Source organism: Vibrio salinus, assembly GCF_021272385.1.
In the GTDB taxonomy this organism is placed as follows: domain Bacteria; phylum Pseudomonadota; class Gammaproteobacteria; order Enterobacterales; family Vibrionaceae; genus Vibrio; species Vibrio salinus.
On record NZ_JAJSDZ010000005.1, the window covers coordinates 249,283 to 262,176 of the forward strand.

Consider the following 12,894-nt stretch of genomic DNA (forward strand, 5'->3'; position numbering starts at 1 on the left):
TAACGCTTCCTTTCTGTTCTCAGGCAGTATGGACAGGAAGGAAAATGAAATTGAGGCGATTATGGCTTACAGTACATTTACTCAGACAAAAAATGATCAGTTAAAAGAGCCCATGTTTTTAGGGCAGCCGGTAAACGTTGCCAGATATGATCAACAGAAATACGAAATCTTTGAAAAACTCATTGAGAAGCAGCTTTCTTTCTTCTGGCGCCCTGAAGAAGTCGACGTATCGAGTGACCGTATTGACTATAAAAAATTACCGGAACATGAAAAACATATTTTCATCTCAAATTTAAAATATCAGACACTACTGGATTCGATTCAGGGCCGCAGCCCGAATGTGGCTTTGCTGCCATTGGTCTCGTTACCTGAGCTGGAAACCTGGATAGAAACCTGGTCTTTCTCTGAAACCATTCACTCACGCTCGTACACACACATCATCAGAAACATCGTTAATGACCCGGCAACGGTATTTGACGATATCGTTGAAAATGAGCACATTATCAAGCGCGCAAAAGACATCGCTCATTATTACGATAATCTGATCAAACTGACCAATGATTATCATCGCTATGGCGAAGGGAAACATGAAATTAACGGCGAAATCGTTGACGTTAATTTCAATCAGCTTAAAAAACAGCTTTACTTGTGCCTGATGTCGGTTAACGCGCTGGAAGCCATTCGTTTTTACGTCAGCTTCGCCTGTTCATTTGCTTTCGCTGAACGAGAATTAATGGAAGGTAATGCCAAAATTATTAAACTGATAGCCCGGGATGAAGCGCTCCACCTGACCGGTACTCAGCATATGATCAATCTTCTTCGCAATGGTCAGGACGATTTTTCATTTATACAGATAGCCGAAGAATGCAAACAAGAATGTTTTGATCTGTTTAAAGAAGCGGCAGAACAGGAAAAAGACTGGGCGGACTATCTATTTAAAGACGGATCGATGATTGGTCTGAACAAAGATATTTTATGTCAGTATGTTGAGTATATCACTAACATCCGGATGGAAGCGGTTGGACTGGCGCCAGCTTATCCGGATTCAACAAGTAACCCAATTCCATGGATAAACGCATGGTTATCTTCTGACAATGTTCAGGTGGCGCCACAGGAAGCTGAAATCAGCTCTTATCTGGTTGGCCAGATTGATAACGAAGTCAATTCTGATGACTTTGAGGATTTCGAACTCTAATGCCCCAGATAAAAATCAACCGTATTGTTTCAATTGAATCCAATCCATCAAACACAATACTTGAGACGATGGAAAATGCCGGGTTAGAAGCAGAATATCACTGCAGGGACGGACTCTGTGGAGCCTGTAAGTGCAAGCTTGTTTCCGGTGAGGTTGAATATGTTGGTTTTGCTATGGCTTATACACAAGAGAATGAAGTCCTGCCATGTATTTGCCGTGCTAAAGGGGATATTGAGCTGGAATCGGTTCATTATCGACAAAAAGTAAAGCGTGCATAGCTCCTCTTAATAACAGGCTAGGAAGTTACCCTAGCCTGATTATCATCAATCAGCAGCATATCCGCTGTTATCATTGAAATTGCTTTATCCGCAATTTCCCGGCCGTCATCACCAATTAACGAAATTCCATAACCCGGATGACCAAAAACAGCAGGCTCCGTAGGCGTATTTATCCATAACGAAGTTAGCTCTTTTTTTCTGGGAAAACGTGCTTCTCCCAACACAATTTTTTGAGTCGCCACTTTGTACCAAACAAGAATCTTAGACTGTGTTTCCATCATTCGCCTCCTGCCACCATGTCCATAGAGTCTTATATTAGCGTGAAAATGACAAAATGGATCATCACTATAATGAGAAAAACAGAGATCAATTCCGAATCATAGAGTTAGCGATTAGACTAATTTCTCATATATCATACAAAAAACAGAAATAATATTATATGATTAATAATCAATTAGTTATAAGAATTAACTTAGAACATTTCCCGGCAAATGCAGCTTTTTCACTTCAGAAGCAATGCTATACTGCCCGAAAACCGGCTTTCCGGACAGATATCTCAGAAACATATCCATAGCGATCGTGCCTATTACTGTTTTAAGATCTTCACGGGTCATATTTCGCCGGCATTCCAGTATCTGCCCCCATTCACCTTCAGGAGTGGACAGCGCCATACAGAACTGATTATGATCAATCCGGCCGGTGACTAAAGCCAAATTTGTCTGGCTCTTTGCTTTTGTCGCACCGGCTAAAGCCAAAGTAGCAGCCAGTGGGTCTTCATTAGCAATATTTTGAGACACATTCGGTCCTAATACCCAACTACTTCCCATATACGACAAAACCACGTCATCATTTGAAAAATGATTGGCTAACCAGCCGGATGTTCCCTCTTCTGCCAGAGCATAGGTTTGTTTTTTCTCATTCAGACCTTCACTCAACTGACTTAGCATGGTTTTATCAATACTCACTGTCCACTTAGACACTCTCTTATAGATTGCTTCTATGACTTTAAACGCAATCTCATCATCCCCTCGTGGCCCGAATAACTTAATTTCAATAAAGGGAATGTATGAGCGGTAACCAATCGTATAATCATCTGGAAGTGGCACCGGATCCAATAATTCAGCCAATTCAGATTCAGAGCTACCCAATGTGTAAATTTTATGGCAATCCAATCCTGTGTGCTCTGGAAAACATTTGCGTAAATCAGGCAAAATCTGCTGTTTTACCATCATCTTAAACTCACTGGGGACACCGGGAGTAAAGTAAAAATCACAATCATTTATTTTCAGTTTAAATCCACATGCCGTCCCGATAGGATTATCCAGCAATTCTGCTCCCTCAGGTAAACGGGCCTGCTTTAAGTTAACATCACTAAGCTTTTTACCTCGCTTGGCAAAAAACTCCGTCATCTGCTGAACCCAGTAATCGGACAGAACCAGGTTCTTTTCAGCCAAGTCTGCTACTACCTCTGTTGTCAGATCATCCGTTGTTGGTCCAAGTCCACCATTGACAATAACGACATCAGAATTAAGAGAAAGCATCATTAGTTCTTCTTTGAGTCGTGCCGGGTTATCTCCGACAGTAGAACGCTTAGTTAACTCATAACCTTCTTCAAAAAACAAACGGGAAAGCCATGCCGCATTTGTATCAACGATATCGCCATGGAGAACTTCTTCTCCCGTACTTAACATCACGACCTTTAACATAATTTTTCCTGTAACAATTATCCCGACAGACATTTCATAAAGTAAGTTCAATCATAACGCTTTTATCGGTGATAGAAACCAAAACCTTAAATATGTCTCATATTTTTCCGTTGGGTTTACACAATACAAGATCAGTTTAACAAAAAAGATAAAGCACCGGGGAAGAGAAAGACATCAAAACTAAACTAATCAGAGGAAAAAGTATTAATAAAAGGCCTCATATGACAGTGGAAACCTTCATCGTAAGTTTTATTGGGAAAGCCATACCAAAAGATATCAAGCGCTTTGCTGCAGTCACTCATGATAATGGAGGACAATGGCTTGTCAGCAAAGTTAATTTTATTGATGAGCAGGTTGCTGCACTTATTAAAGTCCAGTCTCCAAAAGAAAATGTTCAGAAAATAAAAAATGTATTTACATCAAAAAAAGAAATCACTGTCGAATTTGTCGACGGTAAAACACTATCTATAACGCATCAGGATGTATATCACCTGCGCTTCGACGCCTCCGATCGATTTGGTATCGTAAATGAAATTACTCACTTACTTGATAACCAGAGAATACGGGTTATCGATATGAATTGTCAGAGAATTTTCATATCAGGTGAAAATGGTATTAATACCAATTTATTTTCAGCTAACTTAACTATAAAGTTACCAGAGAATATGTCGATAACTGATGTGGTTAATGAACTGGAATCACTGAGTGAAGACACAAAAGTAATAATAGAAACTTAATATCATTTAACGCCATCAGAATTATTGCTTCAAAAAAGAATAGCGATTAACTAAATAGAACGTTATTAGTTGCAATAATAGTGAATTTCTAATAGAAATATCAATTCAATGAGCCGATTGTAAATTATTGCTCATTGGAAACATCTTAAAAGTTATAAGAAAAAACGAACACGTATTAATAAATATGGTGAAACGTCATGTTGATGCTAAGTAATATGAAAGTCAGCACAAAGCTGAGCAGTTTAATTATAATCTCCGTTATTGGTTTTATTGTCTTATTACTGATATCAGAAGCTGCATTAAAAAAGAATCTGCTTTATGAAAAAGAAATGAGATTAAATTCTGTTATTGATGCAACTTTGAGTCAAATTGAATATATAAAGAAACATTATCCAGAGGAAAAAGCAAAAGAAAAGGCAAAAGAACTGATCGAAGCCACCCACTACGATGGAGATGGTTATCTCTTTGCAGTAAACTCGAACCGAATTATTCTTGCTCATGGTCTTAGTGCCAAACGAGTGGGTAATCAAGTTGGAAGTACGGATAAAAATTCGCCCGGATATATCTGGTTTAAAATCATTAAAACGGGCCAACAGCCAAAAGGAGGTACCGTTATTTATGATTGGACGGATCCTAAAGGTAATGTATCCCAAAAAATGTCATTCGTAAAAAGCGTACCATCCTGGGGATGGGTACTGGGAACCGGAATATTACTACAAGATATCAATGATGAAATGACCTCTCAAAGTATTAAGATGGGGCTGGCGACACTGGCAATAGTTGTCATTATGGTCTTTCTCGGATATTTCATAACAAAAGCGGTTACCCGTCCTCTTAGTTCCATTAATGAAGCAATGAACAAAATATCTAAAGGCGATTTAACCGCTTCAATTTTTATTCATGGAAAAGATGACATAGGAAGCGTTGCAGAGCATATCAATCAAAGTATTTCTTCAGTAAGAGAAGCACTGCATGAATCGTCTCATTCCGCCAATTCATTATCAACCGCCGCGAACCGGATTGCCGCATCCGCGGAAGAAACTAGTCAGGCTGTCACTTCTCAGCGCGACCAGCTAAACCAACTGGCTACAGCTATGAATGAAATGAGTGCAACCGTTTCTGAAGTAGCTGATCATGCCGAATCAACCGCTCAGGACACACTTGAAGCGACCAATCAGGTTGGAACCGGAAATCAGGATGTGGCATCAAGTGTTGACAGTATCAAGGCTCTCTCCAAAGAACTTGAAATCGCCGTTGATCAGGTCAACAAACTAAAAGAAGGCGTGATGCAAATCAGCGATGTTACGAATGTGATTAGCGGGATTTCAGAACAGACCAATTTGCTTGCCTTAAATGCCGCGATTGAGGCAGCCAGAGCCGGTGAACAAGGTCGGGGGTTTGCTGTTGTGGCAGATGAAGTTCGTAACCTGGCCAGCCGAACCAGCCAGTCAACGGAAGAAATACAAAGTACCATTACTCAGCTTCAACAACTGGCTGTGAGTTCCGCAGACACGATGCAACGTTCTCAGGATCTTGCTTATGAAAGTGTACAGTGCGCGGAAAGTTGTGGAACCGATCTGGGTTCTATTGTTGATCATATCCAGCACGTCAGCGATAAATCCGCACAAATTGCAACCGCTGCTGAAGAACAAAGTATGGTGGCAGAAGAAATGAACCGTAATGTCTCCGGTATTAATGACTCAGCACTGGAGATGTCCCAGGCAGCAACTCATCTTGCAGAAGAAAGTGAAAATCTGGCAGATATGTCCAGACAACTGAATGACAAACTGTCAGAGTTTAAACTCTGATCAATATTGTGCATCACTGAAAATCGTTATCAATGCCCGACCGGAAGGAAGGGCATTTTATTGTTTATAGTGAACGATTCCAAAAACATTTGAAACGTTAATGAACAGACCACAAAGAGAGAGAACGCTTAAAGTCCTGATAACCAAATTCGTTGAGCTTCTGTACATCACCATTTTTTCTCTGACAATACACAGACGGCATCTTGAGACCATTAAACCAGTTCAGTTTTACCATGGTATAACCTGCGCTGTCTAAAATATGCAGCTTCTGGCCTATCTCCAATGGCTTGTCAAACTTAGCCACACAGAACTGATCTCCGGCCAGGCAAGAGCATGAACCAATCACATATTCATATTCACCATTTCCACTGGCTTCAAAAACCGATGCCGGCTCATTATAAATCAGGGTATCTAAACGGTGTGCTTCCGTTGCCGAATCAACAATAGCTGTTCTCATTTCGTTTTCAACGATGTCCACTACTGTCACAACCAAATCCGTTGTTTTGGTAATGATGGCTTCACCCGGCTCAAGATAAAGCTGCACACAGTGCTTTTCGGAAAACGTTTTTAACGCGATGGCCAGTTTCTCGACGTCATAACCTGGCCAGGTAAAGAAAACCCCGCCCCCTAAACTAACCCAATCCAATTTATCCAGATAAGCACCAAAGCGCTCGGATATCGCATCCAACAAATGGACAAAAGAGTCCACGTCTTTATTTTCACAGTTCATGTGGAACATGACGCCATCGATACTATCAAAAACCGACTCATCAATGTTGTCCGCCTGAACCCCCAAACGTGAAAATTTTCTCGCCGGGTTAGCTAAATCCTGACCGGCGTAACTGACACCTGGATTCAGACGCAAACCGATTGACGCTTTACCTTCAATCAGGTGACGATATGCCATTAACTGTGATTGTGAGTTGAAAATCATTTTATCGCAGATATCTGCGACTTCTTTCACGTCGTCTTCACTGTAGCCCACGCTGTAAGCATGCGTTTCACCTCCAAAGGTTTCATGCCCAAGTTTGACTTCGTATGGGCCAGAACTGGTCGTGCCATCCAAATAAGGCTTAATAATGTCAAAAACACCCCATGTAGAAAAACATTTAAGAGCAAGAACCAACTTAACTCCTGATAATTCTTTCAGATGTTTGGCAATTTCAAGATTTCGAATCAGACTGGCTTCATCAATCATGAAATATGGGGTTTTTAAGTCAAATTTTTTCATACTTAACGGCTCTTTTCGTCACTAAAAGATGAATAAGAAAAACAGTTGTAAACCATTCATCCGGCTTACAACTGTTTTATTTCTTTTAAGGATGGTTGTTTATACTACTTCAGAATTTGAATTTCGGGTTGTCCGGGTTCAAGCTCTTCATAGTCCCATCCCAGGCCGATAGAAGGCATCGTTTCCAGGAACGGGTCAGGATCCAGCTGCTCCATATTGAATACACCCGCTTCGGCCCATTTGCCTTTGAAATATTGCAGTGCAGCGGTAATTGCCGGCACACCCGTCGTGTATGCAATAGCCTGATGCTCAACATCTTCATAAGCCACTTCATGGTCAGCATTATTGTAGATAAAGACACTGCGCTCTTTGCCCTCTTTTTTGCCCTGAACCCATGTACCGATACAGGTTTTACCTGTGTACCCCGGAGCCAGTGATGTTGGGTCAGGCAATAATGCTTTAAGAACATGCAGAGGCTGTACTTCCCGGCCATCCGGTAAGGTAATTGGATCCGGACTGAGCAAACCGATGTCTTTCATGCAGTTGAAATAGTTCAGATAACGGTCACCAAAACCCATCCAGAATTCGATACGTTTAGCCGGAATAAACTCTTTTAATGAGCGAACTTCATCATGAGCCATTGAGTAAACCTTGTGTTTACCCACTAATGGAAAATCAAATTCCTGCATACGGGTATGACAGCTAACCTGTTTCCATTCTCCCTCTTCCCAATAGAAGGAATCACCCTGAATTTCCAGCATGTTAGTTTCCGGATCGAAGTTGGTCGCAAACTTCTTACCATGATCACCTGCATTCACATCCATGACATCAATAGAATCAATTTCATCAAAAAGATGCTTAACGGCATAAGCCGCAAATATGCTCACAACACCCGGATCAAAACCTGCTCCAAGAATTCCGGTGATACCTGCTTCTTTAAATTTCTCTCTGTATCCCCATTGCCAGTCATAAGCCTGAGGTACAAGCTGACCTTCAGAACAGAGGTCAACGGCAACAGAAGTATCAAGATATGAAACTTTCGCCTGATAGCAGGCCTCCATGATATTCATGTTAACCCATGGAGGACCTACGTTGATAACAAGGTCAGGCTTAACTTCGTTGATCAAAGCTACTAACGCATCTACGTCATCGGCATTAACTGCACGTGCTTCGAGCTTCTTGGTAGAGTCTTTCAGGTTATTGCGACCTTTAATTGACTCAATGATTTTCTCGCATTTTGAAATCGTGCGAGATGCAATCGTTATATCACCCAGAATGTCATTATTTTGAGCTGCTTTATGTGCAGCAACCCAACCAACACCACCTGCACCAATTTGTAGGATTGACATTATTTCCTGTTACCCCTCTTAGCCCAGCTCCGTTGCCAGACTTTCTAGTTGTGATAATAAAGTATCAAAGTCTGACATCGTCAAACATGGATTTAGGATGGTAAACTTAAGAGCTGTTTTACCAGCAATTACAGTTTCACCTAATACCGCGACACCACGGGTTAAAGCCTCCATTCTTAATTTCTGATTCAGTATATCTAAATCATAGCCTGAAGACTTCACGACACGGAACAGCACTGTTGATAAACAAGGCTGCGCCAATAATTCAAACGTTTCGTTTTCATTGATACATTGAGCAACCTGCTGTGTCTGCTCAATCAGATGATCGTACATACGGCCTAATTCATCAGCACCAACACTTTGCATTGTCATATAAACTTTTAACGCATCAAAACGTTTAGTTGTTGCAATCGACTTATCTACCAAATTAGGCAATGTATCGTGCTCACGGTTCAGATAATCTGCATGATGAAGCAAATATTTGAAGTTAGCTTTATCGTTCACTAACAGTGCACCACAGCTGATTGTTTGATAAAACAACTTATGGAAGTCCACTGAAACTGAACGAGCTCGTTCAATACCTGACAGACGATCTTTATGGCTACTTAAAATTAAAGCACCACCGTAAGCACTGTCGACATGCATCCAAAGTTCGTATTGTTTTGCAATATCCGCAACAACGTTGAGATCATCGATGGCGCCGTGGTCTGTCGTACCAGCCGTACCAACAATAGCAAATGGGATTTCACCACGCGCTTTTGATTCTTCAATTACACGTGTAATCTGAGTAACATCCATCGTTCCATTTTCATGGGCAGGGACACTCAATACGGCTTTCTCGCCCAGTCCCATCCAGGATGCAGATTTATGCACGGTGAAATGCGCATTTTCAGAACAAACAATACGAAGTTTAGATGCGTATTCAGGAAGACCCAACTTCTGAATAGAATGACCAGAAATTTTATCCGCGATCCAGTCACGGGCCAGCAATAACCCCATCTGGTTGCTTTGTGTGCCACCACTGGTAATGATCCCATCACTATGCACACCTAAACCGAATTTTTTACACATCCAGTTAACAACGTGCTGTTCAACGTAAGTCGCAGCAGATGCCTGATCCCAGGAATCCATAGACTGATTTAATGCACCGATAATTAATTCAGCGGTTACTGAAGATAAAAGCGGTGGTGTATGTAAGTGAGCAATGCAATTAGGGTGTTGCACAATAATCGAATTTTTAGCGATTAAATTAACGGTATTTGAAATAACATCCGTTAACGAAGAAGTGCTGTCCAGATCAACATTACTGATTGATTGCTCTAACTGAGTCGGTTCAAGTCCTGAATACGGGGCCTGAACCTGAGCAAACATCGCCGTTATTTGGCTCACAGTGTGTTTCATTACTTCTGAAAATGTGTCTGCGCCTTCAGAACCAGTATGAATAAAATGCTGTTTCCAGTTGTTACTCTGCATCTACACCACCAGCAGCTACAATTGCTTCTTCTAATACGCGTAAAGCAAAATCAATCTGTTCAAAAGAAATAATCAGTGGTGGTAGAAAACGAATCACAGAACCGTCACGACCACCTTTTTCAACGATCAGACCTCTTTCAAGTGCCGCCCGCTGAATTTTCAGCGTCAGTTCACCATCAGAAGCAGGCTCACCAAATTTATTAAGCTCACCAGATGGTTTTCTGATTTCAACCCCCAGCATTAAACCTTTACCACGAACTTCTGCAATACAGCTTAGGCGTTCCTGGATTTTTTCCAGACCCATCCGTAAATACTGACCGGCAACATTCGCATGTTCAACCAAATTGTCTCGTTCAACAATTTCCAACGCTTTTGCACCGGAGACCATTGCTAACTGATTACCCCGAAAAGTCCCGGTATGTTCTCCTGGCTTCCATGTGTCATATTTCTTATTAACAACAAGGATAGACATAGGTAAACCGCCACCAATCGCTTTAGACAAGCATAGAATATCCGGAATAATACCGGCTTCTTCAAATGCAAAGTTGTAACCAGTTTTACCAACACCACACTGAATTTCATCAAAAATCAGTAGGATATCATGCTCATCACAAATACGACGCAGCTCTTTCAACCAGAAAGCAGGGGCTGGAATTACCCCACCTTCTCCCTGTACTGGTTCAACAATGATAGCAGCCGGTTTCATCACACCTGATTCATCATCACACAACATGCGCTCAATAAAACGAATGCCCGCTTTCGCACCTTTATCACCACCAAGCCCAAACGGACAACGGATGTTGTATGGGAAAGGCATAAAATGCACATCTGACATTAAACCAGTACGGCGCGACTTTGTTCCTGTGTTACCCATCATGCCCATCGTGCCGTTGGTCATACCATGGTAGGCGCCTCGGAACGCAAACATAGAATTACGCCCGGTAGTCTGTTTCGCAAGTTTGATCGCCGCTTCTACTGCGTCTGCGCCTGACGGGCCACAGAACTGAATAACACTCTGCTCTGCTAACTCTTGTGGCAAAAACTGTTTAACTTGTTTGATATAACGATTTTTCACCGGAGTCGTTATATCTAATGTCTGATAAGGTAGCCCTGAATCAAGGTGGTCTTTTAAGGCCTGATTAATTTCAGCATGGTTATAACCAAGTAACAAAGTACCCGCGCCAGCAAGACAGTCTAAAAAGACTTGTCCGCGAGTGTCTTCCACTAATAAGCCATATGCCTGTTTAATAGCAATCGGCAAGCGACGTGGATAAGAACGTACAGCAGATTCGTTTTGCTCTTGTGCAAGCAGTTCTTCATCTGGTGTTAAATCATAAAGACCATCAACCTGTGGAATTTGATTTGAAAAAATAGTGTTAGCAGCATCGCTAACTTCAAAGGCTACGCTCATTTTTTCTGCCCTTAAAATAGATAAACAACCCTACTTTATTGATATTTGATTAAAGTAGGAAACAGCAAAACATCCACTTTTAATGTCATAAAAGCGGCAACATTATTTGTCATTTGGAATGACGAAGAGAATAGTTTGCCAGTATCAAGGTTCGGTAATGCTACTGTCTTGCAATACAGGACATTCTGGTAATAAAAAGCTGATTAATGATGGTGAAATATGTGTATTCAACGTTGGGTTTCCCATTTTAAGTCGCTCCCACGACAACAGTATCCCGTCTACCAATAAAAGGATTTACCGGTACCTACCCTACGCAGCAAAAGCAATCAGCTTGAATGCCCACTACGCGTTTCCCCCAGATAAAATCATAACCTCCGAGATTGAGGGCGAAATTATCATAAAAATACTTTGCAATGCAATCTTTTTTATTGCCCTTATTGATGAACTCAACATTACAAAACGTACGATATTTCTATAGTAATGTATTCACTCATCTTTTACAGCCCGGCTATAACCCGGGCTGTGAATCTAACCTGAATATCAGCCTCTGCTTACACCGTTTTATTATTCTTTGGCAAACTTTTATTCAGCATGAAATAACCCACTATGGCTGCTGCTGTCGAACCTAATAAAATACCTAGCCTCGAAAATGCATCGTAGCTCCCTTCCAACCCTTCAAAAGCAAGAGAAGATATAAATATTGACATCGTAAACCCGATTCCACATAAGACAGCAACAGCAAAAATATCGGCAAAACTCGTGCCTTTTGGTAATGGTGCTATTTTCATTTTCACAGCCAGCCAGCTAAAGCTGAATACACCCAGTGGTTTACCGATAAACAACCCCAGAGCAATTCCTAATGGGATTGGATTTGCAAACGTAGCCAGTGAAATTCCGTCTAACGAAATACCTGCATTGACAAAAGCAAACAACGGTAAAATAAAGTAGGAAACGTAAGGATGGAGTGTATGCTCCAAACGTTTCAATGGAGAATACTGGCCTTTCTTCCCCTTCATAGGAATAACAAACCCAATGATCACCCCAGCCAGGGTTGCATGTACTCCGGACTTAAGAACAGCAATCCAGAGAATAGTTCCGACGATAAGGTACGCGGGTAAACTGGTGACATTTTTTACATTAAAAATAACTAAAAGTGCCGTCATTGCCAATCCCACTGAGATCGCCCACATGGACAGTTCATTACTATAAAATAAGGCAATGATGATGATAACACCCAAATCATCAATAATAGCAAGGGCAAGCAGGAATAATTTAAGGCTGAGAGGAACCCGGTTACCTAACAGAGCTAATATCCCCATAGCAAAAGCAATGTCCGTTGCAGCAGGTATAGCCCAACCACCTAATGCAACCGGATTATTTAAATTAAACGCAATGTACACCATAGCCGGTGCGATCATTCCGCCTAATGCTGCAATAGCCGGGAAAATAGCTTCTCTTCTTGATTTCAATGCCCCATCAACCATTTCCCTCTTAACTTCCAATCCTATAAGAAGAAAGAAAATAGCCATTAAACCATCATTGACCCAGTGAGATACTGACATTCCACCGATATAACTATGTAATACAGTATGATATGACTCAGCGATACCTGAATTCGCAGTCAGCATGGCAGAGATCGTAGCAATGATCAGCAGGATTCCCCCGGCTGATTCCAGTTTAAAAAAGACCCGGGCAATTTTTACCAT

Annotated in this window: 9 protein-coding genes and 1 pseudogene; 4 read left to right on the forward strand and 6 right to left on the reverse strand. The window is 41.4% G+C overall.

All coding sequences use genetic code 11. From position 1 onward, the window contains the following. Positions 1 to 61: 61 nt before the first annotated feature. Positions 62 to 1,195, forward strand: a complete 1,134-nt coding sequence (nrdB, locus tag LRQ06_RS01260; protein ID WP_232764630.1) for a class Ia ribonucleoside-diphosphate reductase subunit beta — start codon at positions 62 to 64, stop codon at positions 1,193 to 1,195. Next, positions 1,195 to 1,473, forward strand: coding sequence for a class I ribonucleotide reductase maintenance protein YfaE (yfaE, locus tag LRQ06_RS01265; RefSeq protein WP_232764631.1), 279 nt, complete (start codon positions 1,195 to 1,197; stop codon positions 1,471 to 1,473). Before nrdB ends, yfaE begins: the two co-directional genes overlap by 1 nt. A 17-nt stretch (positions 1,474 to 1,490) precedes the next feature. On the opposite strand, the gene LRQ06_RS01270 is transcribed toward yfaE, so the two are convergent. Both LRQ06_RS01270 and LRQ06_RS01275 read right to left on the reverse strand, forming a co-directional pair. Next, positions 1,491 to 1,754 carry a hypothetical protein gene (locus LRQ06_RS01270; protein ID WP_232764632.1) on the reverse strand — a complete coding sequence of 88 codons (264 nt, stop codon included), beginning with the start codon at positions 1,752 to 1,754 and terminating at the stop codon, positions 1,491 to 1,493. Positions 1,755 to 1,940: 186 nt separating this feature from the next. After that, on the reverse strand, positions 1,941 to 3,179 hold the full coding sequence (locus LRQ06_RS01275) for a CinA family nicotinamide mononucleotide deamidase-related protein (protein WP_232764633.1): 1,239 nt from the start codon (positions 3,177 to 3,179) through the stop codon (positions 1,941 to 1,943). A gap of 221 nt (positions 3,180 to 3,400) precedes the next feature. Here LRQ06_RS01275 and LRQ06_RS01280 point away from each other — a divergent pair, with 221 nt between their 5' ends. Both LRQ06_RS01280 and LRQ06_RS01285 read left to right on the forward strand, forming a co-directional pair. Further along, a complete protein-coding gene (locus LRQ06_RS01280; protein ID WP_232764634.1) occupies positions 3,401 to 3,916 on the forward strand; it encodes a glycine cleavage system transcriptional repressor in 516 nt (171 codons plus the stop codon). A 197-nt stretch (positions 3,917 to 4,113) separates the two neighbouring features. Beyond that, on the forward strand, positions 4,114 to 5,724 hold the full coding sequence (locus LRQ06_RS01285) for a methyl-accepting chemotaxis protein (protein ID WP_232764635.1): 1,611 nt from the start codon (positions 4,114 to 4,116) through the stop codon (positions 5,722 to 5,724). A gap of 97 nt (positions 5,725 to 5,821) precedes the next feature. Here LRQ06_RS01285 and nspC read toward each other — a convergent pair whose 3' ends face one another. From nspC to nhaA, 4 genes and pseudogenes are all read right to left on the reverse strand, one after another. Further along, entirely contained in the window at positions 5,822 to 6,955 is a 1,134-nt protein-coding gene (nspC, locus tag LRQ06_RS01290; RefSeq protein ID WP_232764636.1) for a carboxynorspermidine decarboxylase, read from the reverse strand. A gap of 104 nt (positions 6,956 to 7,059) precedes the next feature. Then, entirely contained in the window at positions 7,060 to 8,304 is a 1,245-nt protein-coding gene (locus LRQ06_RS01295; protein ID WP_232764637.1) for a carboxynorspermidine synthase, read from the reverse strand. Between the two features lie 18 nt (positions 8,305 to 8,322). Then, positions 8,323 to 11,188 (reverse strand): annotated as a pseudogene (locus LRQ06_RS01300) (pyridoxal phosphate-dependent class III aminotransferase). Positions 11,189 to 11,739: 551 nt separating this feature from the next. Next, positions 11,740 to 12,894 carry a Na+/H+ antiporter NhaA gene (nhaA, locus tag LRQ06_RS01305; RefSeq protein WP_232764638.1) on the reverse strand — a complete coding sequence of 385 codons (1,155 nt, stop codon included), beginning with the start codon at positions 12,892 to 12,894 and terminating at the stop codon, positions 11,740 to 11,742.

What these genes read in the sequence shown, in the direction of transcription:
- LRQ06_RS01295 (WP_232764637.1), bottom strand. Translation starts at nt 8,304, where the DNA reads ATGTCAATCCTACAAATTGGTGCAGGTGGTGTTGGTTGGGTTGCTGCA.
- nhaA (WP_232764638.1), bottom strand. Translation starts at nt 12,894, where the DNA reads ATGGTAAAAATTGCCCGGGTCTTTTTTAAACTGGAATCAGCCGGGGGA.
- LRQ06_RS01285 (WP_232764635.1), top strand. Translation starts at nt 4,114, where the DNA reads ATGTTGATGCTAAGTAATATGAAAGTCAGCACAAAGCTGAGCAGTTTA.
- LRQ06_RS01275 (WP_232764633.1), bottom strand. Translation starts at nt 3,179, where the DNA reads ATGTTAAAGGTCGTGATGTTAAGTACGGGAGAAGAAGTTCTCCATGGC.
- LRQ06_RS01280 (WP_232764634.1), top strand. Translation starts at nt 3,401, where the DNA reads ATGACAGTGGAAACCTTCATCGTAAGTTTTATTGGGAAAGCCATACCA.
- nspC (WP_232764636.1), bottom strand. Translation starts at nt 6,955, where the DNA reads ATGAAAAAATTTGACTTAAAAACCCCATATTTCATGATTGATGAAGCC.
- nrdB (WP_232764630.1), top strand. Translation starts at nt 62, where the DNA reads ATGGCTTACAGTACATTTACTCAGACAAAAAATGATCAGTTAAAAGAG.
- LRQ06_RS01270 (WP_232764632.1), bottom strand. Translation starts at nt 1,754, where the DNA reads ATGATGGAAACACAGTCTAAGATTCTTGTTTGGTACAAAGTGGCGACT.
- yfaE (WP_232764631.1), top strand. Translation starts at nt 1,195, where the DNA reads ATGCCCCAGATAAAAATCAACCGTATTGTTTCAATTGAATCCAATCCA.